This window comes from Kitasatospora sp. NPDC094015 (genome assembly GCF_040304075.1).
GTDB lineage: Bacteria > Actinomycetota > Actinomycetes > Streptomycetales > Streptomycetaceae > Kitasatospora.
On record NZ_JBEOUL010000005.1, the window covers coordinates 140116 to 163148 of the forward strand.

17 protein-coding genes are annotated in these 23033 nt (G+C 72.2%); 5 read left to right on the top strand and 12 right to left on the bottom strand.

Annotation, left to right across the window (positions count from 1 at the left end; genetic code table 11):
* Positions 1 to 48: 48 nt before the first annotated feature.
* Positions 49 to 447 carry a S24/S26 family peptidase gene (locus ABT014_RS08625; protein WP_502894903.1) on the top strand — a complete coding sequence of 133 codons (399 nt, stop codon included), beginning with the start codon at positions 49 to 51 and terminating at the stop codon, positions 445 to 447.
* Here ABT014_RS08625 and ABT014_RS08630 read toward each other — a convergent pair.
* The 5 genes from ABT014_RS08630 to ABT014_RS08650 form a co-directional block, all read right to left on the bottom strand.
* The gene (locus tag ABT014_RS08630; RefSeq protein ID WP_350637927.1) at positions 431 to 1030 is read right to left on the bottom strand and encodes a CGNR zinc finger domain-containing protein; all 600 of its coding nucleotides are present in this window, start codon (positions 1028 to 1030) and stop codon (positions 431 to 433) included. The two genes, ABT014_RS08625 and ABT014_RS08630, sit on opposite strands and share 17 nt — an antisense overlap.
* Before the next feature lie 158 nt (positions 1031 to 1188).
* Positions 1189 to 1941, bottom strand: coding sequence for an amino acid ABC transporter ATP-binding protein (locus ABT014_RS08635; RefSeq protein WP_350638099.1), 753 nt, complete (start codon positions 1939 to 1941; stop codon positions 1189 to 1191).
* Between the two features lie 50 nt (positions 1942 to 1991).
* A complete protein-coding gene (locus ABT014_RS08640) occupies positions 1992 to 2936 on the bottom strand; it encodes an amino acid ABC transporter permease (RefSeq protein WP_350637928.1) in 945 nt (314 codons plus the stop codon).
* A gap of 87 nt (positions 2937 to 3023) precedes the next feature.
* Positions 3024 to 3962: an ABC transporter substrate-binding protein gene (locus ABT014_RS08645; protein ID WP_350637929.1), complete on the bottom strand. Its 939-nt coding sequence runs from the start codon at positions 3960 to 3962 to the stop codon at positions 3024 to 3026.
* A 409-nt stretch (positions 3963 to 4371) separates the two neighbouring features.
* Positions 4372 to 5289 carry an ABC transporter substrate-binding protein gene (locus ABT014_RS08650; protein ID WP_350637930.1) on the bottom strand — a complete coding sequence of 306 codons (918 nt, stop codon included), beginning with the start codon at positions 5287 to 5289 and terminating at the stop codon, positions 4372 to 4374.
* Between the two features lie 684 nt (positions 5290 to 5973).
* Here ABT014_RS08650 and ABT014_RS08655 point away from each other — a divergent pair.
* A complete protein-coding gene (locus tag ABT014_RS08655) occupies positions 5974 to 7170 on the top strand; it encodes an NAD(P)-dependent malic enzyme (protein WP_350637931.1) in 1197 nt (398 codons plus the stop codon).
* Between the two features lie 105 nt (positions 7171 to 7275).
* The gene (locus ABT014_RS08660) at positions 7276 to 8238 is read left to right on the top strand and encodes a zinc-binding dehydrogenase (RefSeq protein ID WP_350637932.1); all 963 of its coding nucleotides are present in this window, start codon (positions 7276 to 7278) and stop codon (positions 8236 to 8238) included.
* A 147-nt stretch (positions 8239 to 8385) separates the two neighbouring features.
* Here ABT014_RS08660 and ABT014_RS08665 read toward each other — a convergent pair whose 3' ends face one another.
* The 7 genes from ABT014_RS08665 to ABT014_RS08695 form a co-directional block, all read right to left on the bottom strand.
* Positions 8386 to 9396, bottom strand: coding sequence for a PadR family transcriptional regulator (locus ABT014_RS08665; RefSeq protein WP_350637933.1), 1011 nt, complete (start codon positions 9394 to 9396; stop codon positions 8386 to 8388).
* Between the two features lies 1 nt (position 9397).
* Positions 9398 to 10291 carry a DUF4097 family beta strand repeat-containing protein gene (locus ABT014_RS08670; RefSeq protein WP_350637934.1) on the bottom strand — a complete coding sequence of 298 codons (894 nt, stop codon included), beginning with the start codon at positions 10289 to 10291 and terminating at the stop codon, positions 9398 to 9400.
* Between the two features lie 149 nt (positions 10292 to 10440).
* On the bottom strand, positions 10441 to 10623 hold the full coding sequence (locus ABT014_RS08675; protein ID WP_350637935.1) for a DUF6104 family protein: 183 nt from the start codon (positions 10621 to 10623) through the stop codon (positions 10441 to 10443).
* A gap of 51 nt (positions 10624 to 10674) precedes the next feature.
* Entirely contained in the window at positions 10675 to 12654 is a 1980-nt protein-coding gene (locus ABT014_RS08680) for a serine/threonine-protein kinase (protein ID WP_350637936.1), read from the bottom strand.
* A gap of 266 nt (positions 12655 to 12920) precedes the next feature.
* A complete protein-coding gene (locus ABT014_RS08685; protein WP_350637937.1) occupies positions 12921 to 16664 on the bottom strand; it encodes a multifunctional oxoglutarate decarboxylase/oxoglutarate dehydrogenase thiamine pyrophosphate-binding subunit/dihydrolipoyllysine-residue succinyltransferase subunit in 3744 nt (1247 codons plus the stop codon).
* 302 nt (positions 16665 to 16966) lie between these two features.
* Positions 16967 to 18124, bottom strand: coding sequence for a sensor histidine kinase (locus ABT014_RS08690; RefSeq protein ID WP_350637938.1), 1158 nt, complete (start codon positions 18122 to 18124; stop codon positions 16967 to 16969).
* A gap of 105 nt (positions 18125 to 18229) precedes the next feature.
* Positions 18230 to 18955 (bottom strand): response regulator transcription factor, encoded by a 726-nt coding sequence (locus ABT014_RS08695; protein ID WP_350637939.1) that lies wholly within the window; start codon positions 18953 to 18955, stop codon positions 18230 to 18232.
* 566 nt (positions 18956 to 19521) lie between these two features.
* Here ABT014_RS08695 and ABT014_RS08700 point away from each other — a divergent pair.
* Both ABT014_RS08700 and lon read left to right on the top strand, forming a co-directional pair.
* Positions 19522 to 20283, top strand: a complete 762-nt coding sequence (locus ABT014_RS08700; RefSeq protein ID WP_350637940.1) for a rhomboid-like protein — start codon at positions 19522 to 19524, stop codon at positions 20281 to 20283.
* Positions 20284 to 20450: 167 nt separating this feature from the next.
* Positions 20451 to 22844, top strand: coding sequence for an endopeptidase La (gene lon, locus ABT014_RS08705; protein ID WP_350637941.1), 2394 nt, complete (start codon positions 20451 to 20453; stop codon positions 22842 to 22844).
* Positions 22845 to 23033: the final 189 nt, after the last annotated feature.

The window sequence follows — 23033 nt, forward strand, 5'->3', positions numbered from 1 at the left end:
CGTGGCGGAGGTGCACCCTTCGGGGTGGTGGACGTGGCGGGACCGTCCATGCGCAGGCTGCTCTTCGACGGCGACCGGGTGCTGGTCCGCTACGGGGCGACGCTGCGGCCCGGTGCGGTGGCGCTGTTCCGGCACCCGTTCCAGCAGGACCTGCTGGTGATCAAGCGGGCGGTCGGGCGCCGCCCGGGCGGCTGGTGGATGCTCTCGGAGAACCCGCTGGTGCGCACCGACAGCCGGGAGTACGGGGCGGTGCCGGACGACCTGGTGCTCGGCCGGGTGCTGCTGCGGCTGCGCCCCTCACCCGCCTGGCTGGCCCCGGCGGCCGGGCTGGAGCGGGTGCTCGGCCGCCGGCCGTGGAGTGCGCTGCCGGCGGTGGGGGCCCGGTTCGGGGTGCGGCCGGCCGAGCCCGGGTTCGGCCCCGGGGAGCGGGTCAGCCCCGGGGAGTGAGTGCGGCGCCGGCGCCGCGCAGCGCCTCCTCGCGCTTGCGGGCCCGGTAGGCGGCGACGTTGGCGCGGGTCGCGCAGCGGTCGGAGCAGTAGCGGCGCGAGCGGTTGGTGGAGGTGTCCAGGTAGGCGTTGCGGCAGGGGGCGGCCTGGCAGATGCCGAGCCGGTCCACGCCCAGCTCGGTCAGGTGGATGGCCAGGCCCATGCAGGCCACCGCGGAGTAGTTGGCCGCGGCGGTGGGGGCGTTGTCGGCCAGGTGCAGGTGCCAGTGCGGCTTGCCGCTCTCGTCCAGGTCGTCGTGGCCGGAGATCATCGGGCTGACCGGGTACTCCACCATCAGGCTGTTCAGCAGGTCGACGGCGCGGACGTCCTCGCCGTCGGCGGCGGCCTCGAACACCCCGCGCAGCCTGGTGCGGACCGCCCGCAGCCGGGGCAGGTCGGACTCGTCGGCGAGCGCCGCGGCCCGCGAGGGCACCCGGAACAGCGCCCGCACCGCGTCCACCGAGGTCAGCGCGTCGGTGCCGCGCTCGGGCTCCTCGCTGTTCACCAGCCGGACGGCGAAGTCGGCGTACGAGGCGAGCTCCACGGTGGTCCTTCCAGAGGCGGTAACGGGTGTACTGCCTCCAGGGTATTACGTCGACCGGGTCACCCGCCGGTGCCGTCCTCGGGCGCCCGCCGGGACCGGGGGCGGACGCCCGAGGGGCCCGCCGGTGGTCCGGCGGGCCCCTCGGGGACGGATCGGGCTCAGAGCACCTTGGACAGGAATGCCCTGGTCCGCTCGTGCTGCGGGTTGCCGATCACCTCGCGCGGGTGGCCGGACTCGACCACCACGCCGCCGTCCATGAAGACCAGCGCGTCACCGACCTCGCGGGCGAAGCCCATCTCGTGGGTGACCACGATCATGGTCATGCCCTCCTCGGCGAGCCCGCGCATGACGTCCAGGACGTCGCCGACCAGCTCGGGGTCGAGCGCGGAGGTGGGCTCGTCGAACAGCATCAGCTTGGGCTTCATCGCCAGCGCGCGGGCGATCGCCACCCGCTGCTGCTGGCCGCCGGAGAGCTGGGACGGGTAGTTCTTGGCCTTGTCGGCCAGCCCGACCCGCTCCAGCAGGCCCATCGCCCGGTCCCGGGCGTCGGCCTTGCTCTCGCCCTTGACCTGGACCGGCGCCTCGATGACGTTCTCCATCGCCGTCATGTGCGGGAACAGGTTGAACCGCTGGAAGACCATGCCGATGTCGCGACGCTTCATCGCGACCTCGCGGTCCTTCAGCTCGTACAGCTTGTCGCCCTTCTGGCGGTAGCCGACGAGCTCGCCGTCCACCCAGAGCCGGCCGGCGTTGACCTTCTCCAGGTGGTTGATGCAGCGCAGGAAGGTCGACTTGCCGGAGCCGGACGGGCCGATCAGGCAGAACACCTCGCCCTGCTTGACCTCCAGGTCGATCCCCTGGAGCACCTCGACCGGCCCGTAGGACTTGCGCACGCCCTCGGCGCGCACCATCGGTCGGTCCGGCTGGGCGCCGGCGGTGGGAATGGGATTGGTCTGCTCGGTCATGCGTTGCCGCCTCCTTCGCCGCCGCCGCCGTGGACTCCGGCGTCGGCCGGCCGGGGTGTCGGCGTCGACCTGATGCCGCGGAACAGGCCCCGCATCCGCTGCAGCGGGGTGGGCGGCAGGGCCCGGTTGGAGCCGCGGGCGTAGTGACGCTCGATGTAGTACTGCCCGATCGTGAGGATCGAGGTCAGGAACAGGTACCAGAGGCTGACCACGATCAGCAGCGGGATGCTCTGGAAGTTCCGGGAGTAGATGTTCTGCCCGGCCCGGAAGAGCTCCTCCAGGGCGATGACGCTGACCAGCGAGGTGGTCTTCAGCATCGAGATGGTCTCGTTGCCGGTCGGCGGGATGATCACCCGCATCGCCTGCGGCAGGATGATCCGCCGCATGGTGTCGAACCGGTTCATGCCGAGCGCCTGGGAGGCCTCGTGCTGTCCCTCGTCCACCGACTGGATGCCACCGCGGACGATCTCCGCCATGTACGCGGCCTCGTTGAGGCCGAGGCCCAGCAGGGCCGCCACGAAGGTCGGGATCAGGACGTTGGTCTCCTGCGACCAGAACTCCGGGCCGAACGGGATGCCGATGGAGAGCCGCGCCCAGAGCACGCCCAGGAAGTTCCAGAACACCAGCTGGACCAGGACGGGCGTGCCGCGGAAGACCCAGATGTAGACCCAGGCCGTGCCGGAGAGCAGCGGGTTCGGCGAGAGCCGCATCACCGCCAGCAGGATGCCGCCGACCACGCCCATGAGCATGGCCAGCGCGGTCAGCTCCAGGGTGACCAGCAGGCCGTGCAGGATGCGGTCGTCGAACAGGTACGTGCCGACCAGGTCCCACTTGAACGCGGGGACGGTCAGGACGGCGTGGATCAGCATGGCCGCGAGCACGAGGATCACGGCGGCGCCGACCCAGCGGCCGGGGTGGCGGACCGGGACAGCCTTGATCACGTCATGCTGCCCCGGGGTCGCCGGCCCCTTGTGGAGAGAGTTCACTTTGTGGCCTCAGAACAGGTCGCTGTGGAACGAGGGACGAGATCAGCTGGTGGCGCCGTTGACCTGCGCCTTGTCGATCGCGCCGGCGTCGACGCCCCACTTCTGCAGGATCTGCTTGTACGTGCCGTCGTTCATCAGCGACTGCACCGCGGCCTGGACGGCGGGGGTGAGCGCCGAGCCCTTGGCGAGCGCGATGCCGTACGGGGCCGAGTCGGTGGTGGGGCCGAGCTTCTCCAGCTGGCCGCCGGTCTGCTTGAGCGCGTAGTCGATGACCGGGGAGTCGGCCATCATCACCTGGTCGCGGCCGGAGACCACGGCGTTGGTGACGTCGGTCTGCAGGTCGAACTTGTCACCGTCGTTCGGGACGGTGGGCTTGCCGGCGGCGACGCAGGCGGGGTTGATCACGTCGACGATCTGGTCGGCCTGGGTGGTGCCGGTCTGGACCGCGATCTTCTTGCCGCACAGGTCGTCCGGGGAGATCTTGTCCGGGTTGCCCTTCTTGACCGCCATGCCGGTGCCGGCGGTGAAGTAGGTGACCATGTCGACGGTCTGCTCGCGCTCCTTCGTGTCGGTGAAGGAGCTCATGCCGAGCTGGTACTTGTTGGCACCGATGCCCGGGATGATCGCGGTGAAGCCCGCGTTCTGGACCTCGGCCTTGAGGCCCAGCTTGGCGGCGATGGCGTTGGCCAGGTCGACGTCCATGCCGACGATGGTGCCCTTGTCGTCCTGGAACTCGTTGGGGGCGTACGAGGCGTCCGAACCGACGACGATCTTGCCGCCCGACTTCAGGTCGGCGGGCACGAGGGCGGCCAGCGACGGGTCCGCCGTCACGCTGTTGACCGAGGCGCTCGGGTTCACGGCGCTGGAGCCGGAGCCCGAGCCGGAGTCGGAGCTGCTGCTGCAGGCCGTCATCAGCAGGGTGCCGGCGGCGAGGGCGGCGCCGGCCGCGACGAGGCGGGGGCGGAAGGTACGAGCGGACATCAGGGGGATCTCCTCCTGTAGGAGAGTCGGGCGGAGCACGCCGGGGGGAGCGAAGGGTCCGGGTGCGGCAGGCCCGGCGCGTCAATGGGCCGGGCCGGCCGCGACCGGTCGTTCGGTTGGTGCCTGTCCTGACTGAATTCGATCGTCACCCTCCGCCGAGGTGGCCGAATTCGATCGAACGTCCTCGACTTCTGGGCGACTCCCGGCTGCTTGGGCTGGGGGAAGGCCGTAGCGACCGAGTTGGGGGAATCCTGCCACTGAGGACCGGTGAACGGGCCTCTCTCCAGATCAAAATCGGATAACAAGGCACCTTGATGTCCGCTATTCGGACGAATTCCGTGGCCCTGTCACCCTGTGTATAAGTATGCAGACCGGAGTGCGCAAGGCGAGCACCTCGGCCGCGGGTGGCTCAGCCGCCGTTCACGACCGCGTTCTGGGCCGCTCCGTCCTTGAGGTTCCACTTCTCGAGGATCTTGTCGTACTCACCGCTGCGGATGATCCTGTTCATCGCCTTGGCCAGCGTGTCGCGCAGCTCGGTGTTCTCCTTGGTGACCGCGATGCCGTACGGCGAGGGCTGGAGCTGCTGACCGGGCATCTCGTACTGGGCGCCGGCCACGCCCCGCTGCACGGTGTAGGCGGCCACCGGGTAGTCGTTCATGTCGGCCGCGGCCTTGCCGCCGGCGACCATCGCCAGGGCCTCGGCATCGGTCTCGGTCAGCTTCACCACCAGCGCCTTGCGGCCCTTGTCGCAGGCGCCGGTCTGGCGCTGGGCGATGTCGGCCTGGGTGGTGCCGCGCTGCACGGCGATGGTCTGGCCGCACAGGTCGTCCAACGACTTGATCGACTTCGGGTTGCCCTTGGCCACCAGGATCGAGGTGCCCGCCATGAAGTAGTCCACGAAGTCGACGCCCGGGTTGACCTGCTTGCCGGCGTCGTCGGTGCCGTCGCGGCGCTGCCGGTTGTCGGTCAGCGCGGACATCACGGCGTCGTACTGCTTGGCCTGCAGGTCGGGGATGAGCTTGTCGAAGTCGGTGTCCATGATCTGGATCTTCACCTTGAGCTGCCGGCCGAGCGCCTCGGCGAGCTCCGGGTCGAGGCCGGTGGCCTGCCCGTCCTGGCCCTTGAACTCCACCGGGGCGTAGTTCAGGTCCGACGCGATCTTGAGTACGCCGGCCGACTTCACCGAGTCCGGCAGCCGCTCGTGCAGGTTCTCCTCGGCGGTGCTGCCGCCGCCGAGCGAACTGCAGCCGGTCAGCAGCAGGGTGCCGGCGGTGAGTGCGGCACCGGAGCGGCCGAGGCGGCCTGATATGCGGGCGGTGTGGTGCATGGGAGCGGGTCCTCCTGTGGGAGAGGGTGGTGCTGTCCCACCGGGGTGCGCGGGGGTGCGCGGACGGTGGCGGGCGCGGATCGGCAGCAGCCGACGGGGGAGCGCGTCCGGCCGGTCCCGGTGGTCGATTTCGAGGATCCTGCCATCCCGGCCTCCTGTTCCGGGTGTCGGATGTGTCAGAATCCGGTATCGGGTGACCCCCGAAGCCCGAACGCAGACCGCCGGTTCGAGACAGGACCGGGGTGCGCAGGACCGGAAGTCACAGACGGTGACTCTGGATCCGATGCACCGGCTCCCCTCCGCGTCTGCGTTCACTCCTACGGGTGCACGTGCTGCACGGTTCCGCCGTCACTGGCCCCTGGTTCCTTCCGAGAACCGGGGCGCCGTCAAGTGTCCGGAAGGCCGTGAACAGCGCGTGACAAGGACGAAAAGGCACAGGTGCGGTGCCTTCGCCCGACCTAGGCTCAAGCGGTGTCTGTCACCTTCCCGGCTCCGGCTGGTGACGCCTGGGTACGACCGGAAGAACAGAGCAGAACACCGAAAACCCTCAATCGAGGGCGCCGCCCGACGGCCGCGTCCCGATCACGGCCACCGGGTACGCCTCGCGCGCACCCGGGTTTTCCGTCCCCGGCCGGATCGCCCGACCGTCGGCCGCCCTTGCTGATCATTGACGAAGAGGTCATCGTGGCAGCGGAGATCATCCACCCCAACACTCAGGACACCGTCGATCCGGTCGACGACGTCTTCGCCCTCCACCGCGGGGGCAAGATGGAGGTCCGGGCGACCGTCCCGGTCCGGGACGCCGACGACCTGTCCCTGGCCTACACCCCGGGTGTCGCCCGGGTCTGCACCGCCATCGCGGAGCAGCCCGAGCTGGTGAACGACTACACCTGGAAGTCGAACGTGGTCGCGGTCGTCACCGACGGCACCGCCGTGCTGGGTCTCGGCGACATCGGCCCGGAGGCCTCGCTGCCCGTGATGGAGGGCAAGGCGATCCTGTTCAAGCAGTTCGGCGGCGTGGACGCGGTCCCGATCGCGCTGGCCTGCACCGGTGTGGACGAGATCGTGGAGACGGTGGTCCGGCTGGCCCCGTCCTTCGGCGGCGTCAACCTGGAGGACATCTCCGCCCCCCGCTGCTTCGAGATCGAGCGCCGGCTGCAGGACGCGCTGGACATCCCGATCTTCCACGACGACCAGCACGGCACCGCGATCGTCACCACCGCCGCGCTCTGGAACGCGGCCCGGGTGACCGGCCGCGAGATCGGCGACCTGCGCGCGGTCATCTCCGGCGCCGGTGCGGCCGGCATCGCGATCGCCAAGATGCTGGTCGCGGCCGGCATCGGCGACGTGTCGGTCTGCGACCGCCGCGGCGTGGTGCACGAGGGCCGGGGTGACCTGACGGACGTCAAGGCCGAGATCGCCGCGCTGACCAACCGGACCGGGGTCAAGGGCAGCCTGGCCGACGCGCTGGTCGGCGCGGACGTGTTCATCGGCGTGTCCGGCGGCACCGTGCCGGAGGAGGCCGTGGCGACCATGGCGAAGGGCTGCTTCATCTTCGCGATGGCCAACCCCAACCCGGAGATCCACCCCGAGGTCGCGCACAAGTACGCGGCCGTGGTGGCCACCGGCCGCTCCGACTTCCCGAACCAGATCAACAACGTGCTGGCGTTCCCCGGCATCTTCGCCGGCGCGCTCCAGGTCCGGGCCAGCCGGATCACCGAGGGCATGAAGCTGGCCGCCGCCAAGGCGCTGGCCGCGGTGGTCGCGGACGAGCTGACGGCGCAGAAGGTGATCCCCTCGCCGTTCGACGAGCGGGTCGCCCCGGCCGTCACCAAGGCGGTCGCCGAGGCCGCCCGCGCCGAGGGCGTCGCCCGGGTCTGACGCCTCGACGGACAGCACCGGCGGACGGCCGGGGACGGGACACGCGGCGCAGCTCACACCCTCGCGTGGTACCGGGCCCCGGCCGTCGCCGCTATCGTCCCGGTCATGTTCGCTGCCTACGCCGCCCGTATCGATCCCGCCGATCCGCTGAGCGGACTGGAGCTCGGTGACCTCCCCGAGCCCGAAGCCCGACCGGGCTGGAGCGTGGTCACGGTGCGCGCCGCCACGCTCAACCACCACGACCTGTGGTCGCTGAAGGGGGTCGGCCTGCCCGCCGAGCGGCTGCCGATGATCCTGGGCTGCGACGCGGCCGGGGTGGACGAGCACGGCAACGAGGTCGTGATCCACTCGGTGATCGGCCAGAGCGGGCACGGGGTCGGCCCGGCCGAGCCGCGCTCCATCCTGACCGAGCGCTACCAGGGCACCTTCGCGCAGCGGGTCGCGGTGCCGACCTGGAACCTGCTGCCCAAGCCCGCCGAGCTCTCCTTCGAGGAGGCCGCCTGCCTGCCCACCGCCTGGCTGACCGCCTACCGGATGCTGTTCACCAACGCGGGCGTCCGGCCCGGGGACACCGTGCTGGTGCAGGGCGCCGGCGGCGGGGTCTCCACCGCGCTGGTGGTGCTGGCCAAGGCCGCCGGGCTGCGGGTCTGGGTCACCGGGCGGGACGAGGCCAAGCGGGCCCGGGCCGTCGAGCTGGGCGCCGACGCGGCGTTCGAGAGCGGCGCGCGGCTGCCCGAGCGGGTGGACGCGGTGATGGAGACGGTCGGCGCGGCGACCTGGTCGCACTCGGTGAAGTCGCTGCGGCCCGGCGGCACGATCGTCATCTCGGGCGCCACCTCGGGCCCGAGCCCGGCCGCGGCCGAGCTCAACCGGATCTTCTTCCTGGAGCTGCGGGTGGTGGGCTCGACCATGGGGACCAAGGAGGAGCTGGCCGGGCTGCTCTCGCTGTGCCGGACGGCCGGGGTGCGGCCGGTGATCGACTCGGTGCTGCCGCTGGCGGACGCGGCCGAGGGCTTCGCCCGGCTGGCCAAGGGCGACGTCTTCGGCAAGATCGTCCTGACGCCGTGACGCCGTGACGCCGTGACGCCGTGACGCCGTGACGCCGTGACGCCGTGACGCCGTGACGTCCTCGCGGTCGGGGGCGTAGGACCCGCGCGAAGACGCCCGGGCCCCGGAGGCGATGCCGCCTCCGGGGCCCGTTCGGGTGGCGCCGGCTCAGCCGAACAGGCGCCGGATCCGCTCGGCGGCCGCGGCCAGCACGGCCTGCGAGCCGGCGACCTGCTCCGCCGTCACCCCGTCGCCGTCCCGGGCGGTGTCGCGGACCTGGTCGCGGAAGCGGTCGAGCAGCCGCTCCAGCTCCCGGGCCGGGTCGCCGGCCGGGTCGGTCCGGGCCCAGTCCGGCAGCTCGGTACCGGTGTCGTCCTCGTCCAGGTCGATCCGGGTGACCCGGATCTCCTCGGGCTCCGACGGCGCTCCCCAGCGGGCCGCGTCCGCCAGCGAGGAGAGCCCCTTGGTCAGCTCGGCCAGGCCCTCGCTCAGCCCGGCCGACCAGTCGCCGCGGGCGGCGTGCTCGCGCACCTGCTGCTCGACCCGCCGCTTCAGCCGCAGCGCCTCCTGCTGGGCGGCGCTGCGGGCGGCCTTGGACTGCTCGCGCAGCCGGCGGGCCTCCTGCTCGGCGGCCCTGGCCTTCTCCTTGGCGGCCCGCTCCTGCTCCTTGGCCCGCTTGGCCTGCTCCTTGGCCTGGCTCTTGAACTGGGCGAACTCCTCCTTGGCACGCTGCCAGGACTCGCGGTCGCCCCACGGGCCGGCCCACGGGTCCCCGCCGCCGGCCGCGGGCTTCGGGGCCTGCCGGGCCTCGCCCCAGAGCTCCTCGCGGAGGTCCTTGGCGCTGTCCCGGACGTCCTCGCGGATCGCGCCGGCCAGCTGGGAGACCGAGTCGCGGATCTCCACCTCCAGCTCGGCGAGCTCCTGCTGACGGCCGGCCAGCTCCAGGCGGCCGGCCTCGGTGAGCCGGTAGACCTTGCGGCCGCCCTCGGTGCTGTGGCTGACCAGCCCCTCCTGCTCCAGCTTGGCCAGCCGCGGGTAGACGGTGCCGGCGGAGGGCGCGTACAGGCCCTGGAAGCGCTCCTCCAGCAGGCGGATCACCTCGTACCCGTGGCGCGGGGACTCGTCCAGCAGCTTCAGCAGGTACAGGCGCAGGCGGCCGTGGCCGAAGACCGGCGTCATCTCAGACCTCCTTGGTCAGATCGGGCCCGGCGGGGAGCTCCTTGACCAGCTCGGGGTGGTCCTCCTCGTCGGGGCGGCGCAGCACCGTCACCGGGCCGGAGACGGTGTTCACCTGGAGCTTGCCGGTGCCGGAGCCGAGCTGGCCGGAGAGCCGCTTGGCGCCCCAGGTGCCGGAGACCCTGAGCTCCTCGAAGGTGCTGGAGATGTCACCACTGGTGGTGCCGGCCTCCACCTTGGCGTCGGCCAGCGAGGGCAGCCGGACGCCGACCTGGCCGCTGACGGTGGAGACCTTGATGTCGGTCGGGGTGGTGACGTCCAGGTCCAGCGTGACCGCGCCGCTCACCGAGTTGGCGAGGATCCGCTCGGCCGCGCCGGCGACCAGGGTGATCGCACCGGAGACCGTGTTGACCTTGAGCTCGCCGGCCACCCGCTGGGCGTCCACGTCGCCGGAGACGGTGTTGGCCAGCACCTTGCCGGACAGGCCGACCAGGGTGGCGCCGCCGCTGGCGCTGTGCGCGCCGACGTTGCCGGAGATCCCGGAGACGGTGGCCTCGGCGGAGACGGTGCCGACCTTGACCTCGACGCCGGCCGGGACGGCCAGCGAGACGGCGGCGCTGCGCTTGCGCCGCAGCGAGGCGAAGAAGCTCTTGACCGACTGCACCGACTTCACGGTCTCACCGAAGTCGTGCCAGCTGAGGTCCTTGTACGCGACGGTGAGGACCCCTTCCTCCAGGGTCACCTGGAGCGGCTCGCCGTCGAGCGCGGTCACCTCCAGGAGGGCCGGGCCGTCGGCGGCCACCACGTTCACCTCGCCGCCGATGATCCTGACGTGCAGGGTCTTCACCGGCTCGTCGAAGCTGATCCTGTCAGGCTCGCTGACCGTCCACTGGCCCATCTCGTCCCGCCTCCCGTTCGCGATGTATCGCGTTCCTCTGTTCAACACGATATATCGCGTATCGCGGAAGTCAAGCGGTTCCGGACCCGGACACGCGGACGGCCCGGGAGGCGGGTGCCTCCCGGGCCGTCGGACGGCGGCTCGGCCGCTCAGTCGTCCTCGTCCTCGTCGTCGAGCCGGGCCAGCCAGGTGGCCAGCCGCTCGACCGGGATCTCGAAGTCCGGGTTGAGGTCGACGAACTCGCGCAGGCGCTCGGCCAGCCACTCGAAGGTGACCTCCTCGTCGCCCCGCCGGCTCTGCAGTTCCTCGATGCCGCGGTCGGTGAAGTACACGGTGCGCTCCGGTCCGGTGGGATGGGACCCGGTCAGGATAGTCGGGACGGGTCAGCTGTCGTTGCGGTAGTAGGTCAGCGAGATCTTCACCGCCCCGGTCGACTTGTTGCCCTGCTCCACCACCTTGCCGACCACCACCCCGCCGTTGGCCCGGTTGCGCAGGCAGAAGATCCGGCCGGGCGGCAGGTCGTCGTACTTGAGGTCGGCCGCCGGGTGCTGGTCGATCGCCGCCGAGCACTGCTCCGGGGTCAGCGCCTGCTCCCGGGTGATGTAGACGTCGCTGCTCCCGGAGGACCAGTCGAAGGACTCGTACGAGGGCGACAGGGCCCAGGTGGGCGTGGCCGAGTCGGGCACCACGTTGCCGTTCGCCAGGTCGAAGCTGTGGCTGGAGTCCGGGCTGGACAGCTCGCGGTCCTGGTAGACCATCGTGTACCTGGCCGGCCCGGAGGGCGAGGAGCCGCCGCCCGCGGCGGCCGCGCCGGCGCTCGCGCTGCTGCGGGCACGGGGCGAGGGGGAGGCGCCGGGCGACTCGGCGCTCCCGTCCGAGGAGGCGCTGTCCGACCCGGCACCGTCCGACCCGGCGGCGTCCGAGCTCTGCCGGTCGTCCGGGGTCGCGGCCGAGTCGCTGCCCTTGGCCTGCGCGTCGGAGTGCGAGTCCTTCTTGTCGAGCTGGTTCATCAGCACCACGCCGCCGGCCGTACCGCCCAGGGCCATCACCAGGGCGACGGTCAGCAGCACCTTCCAGGACACGCCCTTGCGGCGCGGCTCGGCGGGCGCCGGGACGGCCACCGGCACCGGGCCGGTCACCACAGGGCCGGGCGGCGGGGTGTCGAACGAGGGCTGGTGCAGCGCGGTCGGCCCGGGGCCCGGCACCGGAGCGGTCGGCGCCTCGGTGGCGGGCTGCGGCGGGCCGAACGCCCCGAGCGGCGGGCCGAAGCCGGCCGGCGCGGCGGGCGGCAGCGGGGTCGTGGCCGGCACCGGCGGCGGGGTGGCGCCGGGCGCGGTCGGGTACCCGGCGGTCGGGGCGGTGGTCGGCGCCGGCGGGACCGCGGGCGCGGCCAGGGTGGGCGCCACCGGCAGCGGGGTGGGCGGGGTCCTCGGGAGATCGGAGCGGCGGGTGATCTCGGTGTTGATCTGCCGCGGCAGCCAGTCGTCGGTGAACCGCAGCTGGCCCCCGACCGCGGGGTGGCTGCGCGCCGCCTCGATGATCTCGGCGGGCCGCGGACGGTCCTCCGGACGCTTGGCCAGGCAGCGCAGCAGCAGCTCGCGCAGCCCGTCCGGGACGCCGTCCAGCACCGGCTCCTCGTGCACCACCCGGTAGAGCACCGCCGTCTCCGGCCCCTCGCCGAACGGCGGGATGCCGCCGGCCACGTACGCGGCCAGCGCGCCGAGCGCGAACACGTCGGTGGCCGGGGTGACCGGCTTGCCCTGGGCCTGCTCGGGGGACATGAAGGCGGGCGAGCCGATCCGGAAGCCGGTGCCGGTGAGCGCGGTGGCGTCGGCGGCCCGGGCGATCCCGAAGTCGATCACCCGGGGTCCGTCGCCCGCGATCAGCACGTTGGCCGGCTTCAGGTCGCGGTGCACCACCTCCACGCTGTGGATCGCCTGGAGCGCCTCCGCGATGCCGCCGACCAGCAGCAGCACCGTGCGCACCGGCAGCGCGCCGTGCTCGCGGACCACCTGCTGGAGCGAGGGCCCCGGCACGTACGCGGTGACCAGCCAGGGCGCGTCGGCCGCCAGACCGGAGTCGATCACCTGCGCGGTGTAGAGGCCGTGGATCCGCTGCGCGTTGGTCACCTCCTGGGCGAACCGGCGGCGGAACTCGGCGTCCTCGGCGAACTCGGGGCGGACCACCTTGAGCGCCACGGGCCGCCCGCCCGGGGTGTACGAGAGGTAGACGCGGCCCATGCCGCCGGCGCCCAGCCGGGCGAACAGCCGGTAGCCGCCGACCTCCCGGGGGTCGTCGGGGTGCAGCGGCTGGAAGATCGGCGGCAGCGGCGCGGCCGCGTCCCGTGGCGTGTCGGCGGTCATGGTGGGCCCCCTGTGGCGACGTGTGTCTCGGCCGCCACCCCGGTGCGGGCACGGGGGGCAGCGTGGCGGGGCCAAACCTATCGGTGCGTCAGCTCCGCGTCCCACCGGGTTGGACAATTGGTTGCAGAGCTGTGGCCTTGCGTGATGCCCGGCCGTGCCCCGCCCCCGGCGGATCGGCGTCCCGCCGCCGGCCCGGAACGCGCCCGGGCCCGGGCTCCGTCGCTGCGGAGCCCGGGCCCGGGCGGTGCTGATCAGGCGTCAGCGGTTCAGATGCTGTAGACCTCGTCCACCAGCGCCTGCTGCTCGGCGGCGTGCCGCTTGGCCGAGCCGACCGCGGGGGCCGAGGAGGCCGTGCGGGCGACGCGGCGCAGCCGGGCGCCGTTGGCGCTGCGGCCGACGACCACCTGGAGGTGGTCGACCAGGTTCATCGCGATGAACGGCCAGGCACCCTGGTTGGCCGGCTCCTCCTGGGCCCAGATGAACTGGACGTCCTCGCCGTAGCGGCCCAGCTCCTCCTGGAGCTCGGCCACCGGCAGCGGGTAGAGCCGCTCGACCCGGACGATCGCCGTGTCGGTGACGCCGCGCTCGGTGCGGGCCGCCTCCAGGTCGTAGTAGAACTTGCCGGAGGTGATCACCACCTTGCGGACGTTCGCCGGGTCGACCGTGCTGTCGCCGATCACCGGGCGGAACGAGCCGCTGGTGAACTCCGAGGTCGCCGAGGCCGCGGCCTTCAGACGCAGCATCGACTTCGGGGTGAAGACGATCAGCGGCTTGTGGTGCGGGTTGTGGACCTGCCACCGCAGGAGGTGGAAGTAGTTCGACGGCGACGTCGGCATCGCGACCGTCATGTTGTCCTGCGCGCACATCTGGAGGAAGCGCTCCGGGCGGGCGGACGAGTGGTCCGGGCCCTGGCCCTCGTAGCCGTGCGGCAGCAGCAGGGTGACGCCGGAGTGCTGGCCCCACTTCTGCTCGGCGGAGGCGATGTACTCGTCCACCATGGTCTGCGCGCCGTTGACGAAGTCGCCGAACTGCGCCTCCCACATGACCAGCGCGTTCGGGCGGGTCAGCGAGTAGCCGTACTCGAAGCCCATCGCCGCGTACTCCGACAGCAGGCTGTCGTAGACGGTGTAGCGGGCCTGGTCCTCGGTCAGGTACAGCAGCGGGGTGTAGTCCTCGCCGCTGTTGCGGTCGATCAGGACCGCGTGGCGCTGGCCGAAGGTGCCGCGGCGGCTGTCCTGGCCGGCGAGGCGGACCGGGTGGCCCTCCATCAGCAGCGAGCCGATGGCGAGGGTCTCGCCGGTGGCCCAGTCGATGGTGTTGTCCTCGACCGAGGCCGCGCGGCGCTGCAGCTGCGGCAGCAGGCGCGGGTGGACGGTCAGCCAGTCCGGCAGGTTGACCTGCGAGGCGGCGATCCGCTTGACGGTCTCCTCGGAGATCGCGGTCTGGATGTTGACCGGGAAGTCCGCGACCGGCTTGCCGTTGGTGGCCGGGCTCTGCGCGCCGGCGGCCTGGCGGACCTCGGAGAAGACCTTCTCCAGCTGGCCCTGGAAGTCCTGGAGCGCCTGCTCCGCCTCTTCCATGGTGATGTCGCCGCGACCGATCAGACCCTCGGTGTACAGCTTGCGCACCGAGCGCTTCTTGTCGATCAGGTCGTACATCAGCGGCTGGGTGAACGACGGGTTGTCGGCCTCGTTGTGACCGCGGCGGCGGTAGCAGATGAGGTCGATCACGACGTCCTTGTGGAACGTCTGGCGGAACTCGAAGGCGAGCCGCGCGACGCGGACCACGGCCTCCGGGTCGTCGCCGTTCACGTGGAAGATCGGGGCCTCGATCATCCGCGCCACATCGGTGCAGTACATCGACGAGCGGCTGCTGGCCGGGGCGGCGGTGAAGCCGACCTGGTTGTTGACGACCAGGTGGATGGTGCCGCCGGTGCGGTAGCCGCGCAGCTGCGACATGTTGAGCGTCTCGGCCACCACGCCCTGGCCGGCGAAGGCCGCGTCGCCGTGGATCTGGATCGGCAGCACCGGGAAGGAGGTGCCGCCCTGGTCCAGCACGTCCTGCTTGGCGCGGACGATGCCCTCGACGACCGGGTCGACCGTCTCCAGGTGGGACGGGTTGGCGGCGAGCGACACCTTGATGGTCTCGCCGTCCAGGCCGGTGAAGGTGCCCTCGGCGCCCAGGTGGTACTTGACGTCGCCGGAGCCGTGCATGGACTTCGGGTCGAGGTTGCCCTCGAACTCGCCGAAGATCCGGGAGTACGGCTTGCCGACGATGTTCGCCAGCACGTTCAGCCGGCCGCGGTGGGCCATGCCGATGACGGCCTCGTCCAGGCGGTGCTCGGCGGCGGCGTCGATGGTCGCGTCCAGCAGCGGGATCAGCGACTCACCGCCCTCCAGCGAGAAGCGCTTCTGGCCGACGTACTTGGTCTGCAGGAAGGTCTCGAAGGCCTCCGCCGAGTTCAGCCGGCGCAGGATCCGCAGCTGCTCCTCGCGCTCCGGCTTGGAGTACGGCTTCTCCAGGCGCTCCTGCAGCCACTTGCGCTGCTTCGGGTCCTGGATGTGCATGTACTCGATGCCGACGGTGCGGCAGTACGTGTTGCGCAGCAGGCCGAGGATGTCACGGAGCTTCATCATCCGCTGGCCGCCGAAGCCGCCGACCGCGAACTCGCGCTCCAGGTCCCACAGGGTGAGCCCGTGCTGGACCACGTCCAGGTCGGGGTGCTTGCGCTGCTTGTACTCCAGCGGGTCGGTGTCGGCCATCAGGTGGCCGCGCACGCGGTACGCGTGGATCAGCTCCATGACGCGGGCGGTCTTGTTGACCTCGTCGTCGTGGGTGGTGGCGACGTCGGTCGCCCAGCGCACCGGCTCGTACGGGATCCGCAGCGACTCGAAGACCTCGTCGTAGAAGTCGTGCTCGCCGAGCAGCAGCTGGTGGATCGTCCGCAGGAACTCGCCGGACGCCGCACCCTGGATGACCCGGTGGTCGTAGGTCGAGGTGAGCGTCATGATCTTGGAGATGCCCAGGCGGGCCAGGGTCTCCGGGGAGGAGCCCTGGAACTCGGCCGGGTACTCCATGGCGCCGACGCCGACGATGGTGCCCTGGTTCTGCATCAGGCGCGGCACGGAGTGCACGGTGCCGATGCCGCCGGGGTTGGTCAGCGAGACGGTGACGCCGGTGAAGTCGTCCATCGTCAGCTTGTTGGCGCGGGCCCGGCGGACGATGTCCTCGTAGGCCTGCCAGAAGCCGAAGAAGTCCAGGGTGTCGGCCTTCTTGATGGCCGCGACCACGAGCTGGCGGTCGCCGTTGGGCTTCACCAGGTCGATGGCCAGACCCAGGTTCACGTGCGGCGGCTTCACCAGGAAGGCCTTGCCGTCCTTGACCTGGTAGCTGTGGTTCATCCCCGGGGAGGCCTTGATGGCCTGGACCAGGGCGTAGCCGATCAGGTGCGTGAAGGAGACCTTGCCACCGCGGGCGCGCTGCAGGTGGTTGTTGATGACGATGCGGTTGTCGATCAGCAGCTTGGCCGGAACGGCACGCACCGACGTCGCGGTCGGGACCTCCAGCGAGGCGTCCATGTTGGTGGCGACGGCCTTGGCCGGACCACGCAGCGGGACGAGCTCGGGCCCGTCCGCCGGGGCGGCGGCCGGGGCCGCGGCGGCGGCCTTCGGCGCCGGCGGCGCGGCGGGGGCTGCGGCGGCAACGGGCGCGGGCGCCGGCTGGGCCGGCGCGGGCGCCGGGGCAGCGGGGGCGGACGCAGCCGGAGCGGCAGCGGCAGGGGCAGCGGGAGCGGCAACGGTGGTCGGCGTGGGGCCGACCGGGGTTGCGGCCTGGGTCACTGAAGTCACCTCGGTACCGGGCTTGTAGTCGGCGAAAAAGTCCCACCAGGCTCGGTCGACCGAGTTCGGATCCTGGAGGTACTGCTGGTAGATCTCGTCGACGAGCCACTCATTGGGGCCGAAGCCAGTGGAGCTTGCCGAGCTGCTGGGGGTTTCTGGGTGTGGCGACATCGGGGCAACCGCCCTCTTCCGCTTCCTTTTTGGATGGTGGACAGCGGGGATTAAGGCTACGCCCCTGACCAGTGATCGCGCAGTCCCCGGGGGCCGAGCGTCGCCCAGATCACAGTGTCGAGCTGGAATTTGGCCGGATGTGTGCGTTAGAAACCTGTCAAGTATGGGAACTGGAGCACATCATTCGCCCATCCATACTGGCATCAAATCGGACAAAAGCCCAGCTGGTGGCCGTGCGGCCGGGCCCGACCGGGGAGTTCACGCCGACTGTGTCCCAGTTCGGTGACAACCCCGGTCGAACCCTAGACCGGGAGGGTCGGGGCCAGGACGGCCGGCTCGCCCGGGAGGGTGACCTCGATCCGGCAGCCGCGGGCGGCCTCCGCCACCCGGATCTCGCCGCCGTGCAGATCCACCGCCCAGCGGGCGATCGCCAGCCCGAGGCCGGTGCCGCCGTCGCTGCCCGGACCCTGCGCGGTCGCGCTGCCGGCCCGGCCGAAGCGTTCGAAGACCCGCTCGCGGTCCTCCACCCGGATCCCCGGGCCCTGGTCCTCGACGGTCAGCAGCAGGGCGCCGGGCTGCTCGCCGGGGCGGGCCCGCACGGTCACCGTGCCGCCGGCGGGGGAGTGCTTGCAGGCGTTGTCGACCAGGTTGGCCACCACCTGGTGCAGCCGCTCCGGGTCCGCCACGGCGCTCAGCGCGCCCGGCTTCACGTCCAGCCGCAGCCGCACGTCACCGCGCCGGGCGTAGGCGCCGCCGGCCGTCGCGCCGTCCACCGTCACCCCGCGCAGCACGCCGTCCAGGAACGGCCGGACCTCGAAGGGGCGGGCGTCCAGCGGGACCACGCCGTCGTCCAGCTTGGAGAGGTCGAGCAGGTGGGTGACCAGGCGGCCGAGCCGCTCGGTCTGCTCCAGGGCGGCGCCCAGGGTCTGCGGATTGGGCTGGACCACGCCGTCCACCACGTTCTCCAGCACCGCGCGCAGCGCCGCGATCGGCGTGCGCAGCTCGTGCGAGACGTTGGCGATCAGCTCCCGGCGGTGCCGGTCGGCGGCCTCCAGGTCGCCGGCCATCCGGTTGAAGGTGGCGGCCAGCTCGCCGATCTCGTCCCGCGAGGAGACGTGCACCCGGGCGCTGTAGTCGCCGTCGGCCATCGCGCGGGCGGCCGCCGTCATGTCGCGCAGCGGGGCGGTCAGCCCGTGCGCCAGGAACTGCATGAAGAGCAGCGAGGCGATGATCGAGAAGATCATGATGATCCGGATCTGCGTCTCGGACCGGATCGCGACCACGACCATGCCAGTGGCCAGCACCACCGAGACGATCACCAGCAGGGCCAGCTTGCCCTTGATCGAGCGGACCGGATCGAGCGGCCGGATGTCGGCCCAGACCCGCAGGACGGCGCGGGTGGCCAGGCTGGGGGGCGGGGAGGCCTTGGCGTCCCCGTTGCGTTGCTGTGGAAAGGTCATGGAGTCCTGACTTCGTCCCCGCACCACGCCGGTGCAGCGCTGCGCCGGTGCGCGGCTGTACGACCTGGGCCCCCCGGTGGCCCAAGTCGTCGGCGCCGCCGCCGACTAGGAGAGCGGTGCCTCCAGGGCGTACCCGACGCCGTGCACCGTGCGGATCCAGCTGGCGCCGATCTTGCGGCGGAGCGCCTTGACGTGGCTGTCGACCGTGCGGGTGCCCGAGGCGTCCGTCCAGTCCCAGACCTCGGCCAGCAGCTGCTCACGGGTGAGCACCGCGCGCGGCTGGGCGGCCAGGCAGGCCAGCAGGTCGAACTCGGTCGGCGTCAGGTGGACGTCGCCCGCGCCGAGCCGCACCCGGCGCTGCACGTGGTCGATCTCCAGCTCGCCGAACCGCAGCGAGCCGAGCGCCGGGGTCCTGGCCGCCTGCTGGGCCCGCTCGACCCGGCGCAGCAGCACGTTGACCCGGGCCGCCAGCTCGCGCATCGAGAACGGCTTGGTCATGTAGTCGTCCGCGCCGACCCCGAGGCCGACCAGCAGGTCGGTCTCGTCGTCGCGCGCGGTGAGCATCAGCACCGGCACCGGGCGCTGCGCCTGGATCCGGCGGCACACCTCCAGGCCGTCGAAGCCGGGCAGCATGATGTCGAGCACCACCAGGTCGGGCTGCCAGGTGTGGAAGCCGTCGACCGCGCCGGGGCCGTCGTGGGCCACGGCGACCTTGAAGCCCTCCGCGCCGAGCCGGGCCGCGATGGACTCGGCGATGGTGGGCTCGTCCTCGACGACGAGTACTCGTCGCTGAGTGCCCACCGGGTTGCCGCCGGTGTTCTCTTGCTGCATTTCTGTCACGGTCACGCCACCGCCCCCAGGGCTGCGGGCCGGCCACCTGTGGGGGTGGCGGGGCTCCGCTCGTAGTCGTCTTGTTCCGTCGTGGGCTGTGCCCGGGCCGTCGGATCCGCCGAGCACCCTTCCGCCGAAGGCGCTGGAGCGGACGGTACGCCGTGTGGGTCGGCGCACCTCTCCGTACTCATCGCAGAGTACGGACACCGTGCCTGTTCCGGCAGGTGGACGGGACATTTCCGGCCCGCGGACCGGCTGCTGTCCGGTTCCGGACCGGGCACGGGGCGATACCTTACCCGGCTCAAATCGGACGTTGTAACGGTACGTATGCCGTCCAATCCGATTGTCCGGTCGGGCCGGGAAGCTACTCGTCCGTAAACAGAGGGTTGGTCCGTACCAGGCCCGGCGGGAGTCGAGGGTCGAGACCTGAGGAATTCCCAGCGGACGCCCAGCGGACTCCCAGGGAGCCAACGTATCGTGGGCACGACAAGCTTGGGGTGGGGATCTCCGACGCCCGCGCGGGCGTTACGGAAGGGTGTGACGGCCGACCTGCGGACGGAGGCGCGATGACCGGAGCCCCGGTGACCGAGCCGCCCGCCGGCGAGCCCGCGGGCCGCCGGGCCGTGCGTGCGGCCGGCCTGCTCCGGGCCGCGGCCCGGGCGCTGCCCACCCCGCGCCGCAACCCCTTCGCGCTCGGCTACCTCGCCGTACTGCTGGGCACCACGCTGTTCGCCCGGTTCGGCGACCCCGGCCTGGTGCAGCGGCTGCAGGACGCCTCCAGCAGCGATGCCCACAACCTGCTGGTCCGGCCCGTCTCCGCGCTGCTGTTCAGTGGCCTGTGGGTGGCCGGCCCGGTCTGGATGCCGTACTTCTGGGCCTTCCTCGCCACCGTCGCCCCGCTGGAGCGCCGGATCGGCCCGCGCCGCGCCGCCGGGGTGTTCGTGGCCGGGCACATCGCCGCCACCCTGCTCTCCCAGCTGGTCGTGATCGCCGCGGTGGCCGCCGGTGCGGTCGGCGCCGGCACCCTCGACGAGCGGGACATCGGCGTCAGTTACGGCGTGCTGACCTGCCTCGCCGCGCTCGCCGGCCTGCTGCCGCCGCCCGGTCGGGTGCTCGCGCTGGGGACGGCCGCCGCGCTGGTCGTCCACCAGCTGCTCGCCGACACCGACCTGGTGACGGGCGTCGGGCACCCCGCCGCGCTGCTGGTCGGCGTCGCGCTCTGGGGCCGGGTCCGCCGCGCCCCGGGTCGGGCACCGCTCCCGCTGCGCCCGCTGCGGCTGCGCGGCTGGTCGCCCCGGCGCACTGCCCCCGCGCGCTCCGAGGTCTGACCGCCCGGCCACTGCGCGGGCGCCCCTCCCGGGACTCCGTACGCCCTGCCACGCCCCCTCCACGCACGTCAGGGCCCGATCGCTGTGGGCGAACAGCAGCCCGGGAACATTCGTCGGGCGCCAGACCTTAGTCAGGTCAACTCAACTTCGCTGACTGGGGAGAGATCATGGCATCGACGTCCACTCCGCTCACTCTGCCCGTGCTGCCGCTCGACGACGAGGTCGTGCTCCCCGGCATGGTCGTTCCGCTCGACCTCTCCGACCCCGAGGTGCGCGCCGCCGTCGAGGCCGCCCGGGCCGCGGCGCGCGGGGCGGGCAAGCCGCAGGTGCTGCTGGTGCCGCGGCTGGACGGCTCGTACGGGGCGGTCGGCACGCTGGCCACCGTCGAGCAGGTCGGCCGGCTGGCCGACGGCGACCCGGCCGCGCTGGTCCGGGCCGTGCGCCGGGTACGGATCGGCTCCGGCACCACCGGGCCGGGGGCGGCGCTGTGGGTGGAGACCACCCCGTTCCGCGAGTCCGACCCCGGGCTCCCGGTCGCCGGCCGGGCCGCCGAGCTGGTCAAGGAGTACAAGGCACTCTCCACCCAGTGGCTGCGCAAGCGCGGCGCCTGGCAGATCGTCGACCGGGTCGCCCAGATCGACGACGTCGGCGAGCTGGCCGACAACATCGGCTACGCGCCCTTCGCCACCACCGAGCAGAAGCTCAAGGTGCTGCTGGAGTCGGACCAGGTGGCCCGGCTCGAGTACGCGCTGACGCTGCTGCGCGACCACCTCGCCGAGGAGGAGGTCAACGACACCATCCGCAAGGACGTCGAGGAGGGCGTGGCCAAGCAGCAGAAGGAGTTCCTGCTCCGCCGCCAGCTGGAGGCCGTCCGCAAGGAGCTGGCCGAACTGAACGGCGAGCCCGCCGACGAGGAGGGCGACTACCGCGCCCGGGTGGAGGCCGCCGACCTGCCGGAGAAGGTCCGCGAGGCGGCCCTCAAGGAGGTCGACAAGCTGGAGCGCTCCTCCGACCAGTCGCCCGAGGGCTCCTGGATCCGGACCTGGCTGGACACCGTCCTGGAACTGCCGTGGAACGAGCGCAGCGAGGACGCCTACGACATCTCCGGCGCCCGGGCGGTGCTGGACGCCGACCACGCCGGGCTCACCGACGTGAAGGACCGGATCGTCGAGTACCTGGCCGTCCGCAAGCGCCGGGCCGACCAGGGGCTCGGACAGATCGGCCGCCGGCGCGGCGGGGCGGTGCTGGCGCTGGTCGGCCCGCCCGGGGTCGGCAAGACCTCGCTGGGCGAGTCGGTGGCCCGCGCGATGGGTCGCTCCTTCGTCCGGGTGGCGCTCGGCGGCGTCCGGGACGAGGCGGAGATCCGCGGCCACCGCCGGACGTACGTCGGGGCGATCCCCGGCCGGATCGTCCGCGCGATCAAGGAGGCCGGGTCGATGAACCCGGTGGTGCTGCTGGACGAGATCGACAAGGTCGGCTCGGACTACCGGGGCGACCCGGCGGCCGCCCTGCTGGAGGTGCTGGACCCGGCACAGAACCACACCTTCCGCGACCACTACCTGGAGGTCGAGCTCGACCTCTCCGACGTGGTCTTCCTCGCCACCGCCAACGTGCTGGAGGCCATCCCCGAGCCGCTGCTCGACCGGATGGAGCTGGTCCGCCTGGACGGCTACACCGAGGACGAGAAGGTCGTCATCGCCCGCGACCACCTGCTGCCCCGGCAGCTGGAGAAGGCCGGCCTGACCGGCACCGAGGTCGCGCTCGGCGAGGACGCGCTGCGCCGGCTGGCCGGCGAGTACACCCGCGAGGCCGGGGTGCGGAACCTGGAGCGCTCGATCGCCCGGATCCTGCGGAAGGTCGCGGCGCAGAGCGAGCTGGGCGAGCGCGAGCTGCCCGTGGCGATCGGGTCGGACGACCTGCGGACGCTGATCGGGCGTCCGCACCACGTCCCGGAGGCCGCCCAGGAGCCGGCCGAGCGGCGCACCGCCGTCCCGGGCGTGGCCACCGGCCTGGCCGTGACCGGCGCGGGCGGTGACGTCCTCTACATCGAGGCCTCGCTGGCCGACGCCGTCACCGGCTCGACCGGGCTGACCCTGACCGGCCAGCTGGGCGACGTGATGAAGGAGTCCGCGCAGATCGCGCTCTCGTTCCTGCGCTCGCGCGGCGCCGAGCTGGAGCTGCCCGTCACGGGCCTGCGCGAGCAGGGCATCCACCTGCACGTGCCGGCCGGCGCCGTCCCCAAGGACGGGCCGAGCGCGGGCATCACCATGACGACCGCGCTGGCCTCGCTGCTGTCGGGCCGCAAGGTGCGCACCGACGTGGCGATGACCGGGGAGGTCTCACTGACCGGCCGGGTGCTGCCGATCGGCGGGGTGAAGCAGAAGCTGCTCGCCGCCGACCGGGCCGGGATCACCACGGTGATCATCCCCCGGCGCAACGAGGCCGACCTGGACGAGGTGCCCGCCGAGGTGCTGGAGCGGCTGACGGTGCACCCGGTGGCCGACGTCCGGGAGGTGCTGAAGCTGGCCCTGGAGCCGGCCGAGGTGCTGGTCGCGGCGTGAGCCGCTGACCGAACGGGGCGGCCCGCCCGTGCGCAGTTGCGCGCGGGCGGGCCGCCCCGTTGTGCGGGTGACCGTCCATCAGGCGGGACGGGTGTTGTAAGAGGCATTGTCAGCAGGCCATCCTGGGCGCATGCATCGCCACGCGTACCTGAGCCGTCGACTCGACGTCGACCTGGGTCACGCCTGCTC

Bases quoted from the DNA above. Each gene is read 5' to 3' on its own strand.
- ABT014_RS08665 (WP_350637933.1), bottom strand. From the start codon at position 9,396: ATGACGCCGGTCTTCGGCCACGGCCGCCTGCGCCTGTACCTGCTGAAG.
- ABT014_RS08635 (WP_350638099.1), bottom strand. From the start codon at position 1,941: ATGGTGCGCGCCGAGGGCGTGCGCAAGTCCTACGGGCCGGTCGAGGTG.
- ABT014_RS08670 (WP_350637934.1), bottom strand. From the start codon at position 10,291: ATGGGCCAGTGGACGGTCAGCGAGCCTGACAGGATCAGCTTCGACGAG.
- ABT014_RS08685 (WP_350637937.1), bottom strand. From the start codon at position 16,664: ATGTCGCCACACCCAGAAACCCCCAGCAGCTCGGCAAGCTCCACTGGC.
- ABT014_RS08695 (WP_350637939.1), bottom strand. From the start codon at position 18,955: ATGCAGCAAGAGAACACCGGCGGCAACCCGGTGGGCACTCAGCGACGA.
- ABT014_RS08690 (WP_350637938.1), bottom strand. From the start codon at position 18,124: ATGACCTTTCCACAGCAACGCAACGGGGACGCCAAGGCCTCCCCGCCC.
- ABT014_RS08650 (WP_350637930.1), bottom strand. From the start codon at position 5,289: ATGCACCACACCGCCCGCATATCAGGCCGCCTCGGCCGCTCCGGTGCC.
- lon (WP_350637941.1), top strand. From the start codon at position 20,451: ATGGCATCGACGTCCACTCCGCTCACTCTGCCCGTGCTGCCGCTCGAC.
- ABT014_RS08700 (WP_350637940.1), top strand. From the start codon at position 19,522: ATGACCGGAGCCCCGGTGACCGAGCCGCCCGCCGGCGAGCCCGCGGGC.
- ABT014_RS08660 (WP_350637932.1), top strand. From the start codon at position 7,276: ATGTTCGCTGCCTACGCCGCCCGTATCGATCCCGCCGATCCGCTGAGC.
- ABT014_RS08625 (WP_502894903.1), top strand. From the start codon at position 49: ATGCGCAGGCTGCTCTTCGACGGCGACCGGGTGCTGGTCCGCTACGGG.
- ABT014_RS08680 (WP_350637936.1), bottom strand. From the start codon at position 12,654: ATGACCGCCGACACGCCACGGGACGCGGCCGCGCCGCTGCCGCCGATC.
- ABT014_RS08645 (WP_350637929.1), bottom strand. From the start codon at position 3,962: ATGTCCGCTCGTACCTTCCGCCCCCGCCTCGTCGCGGCCGGCGCCGCC.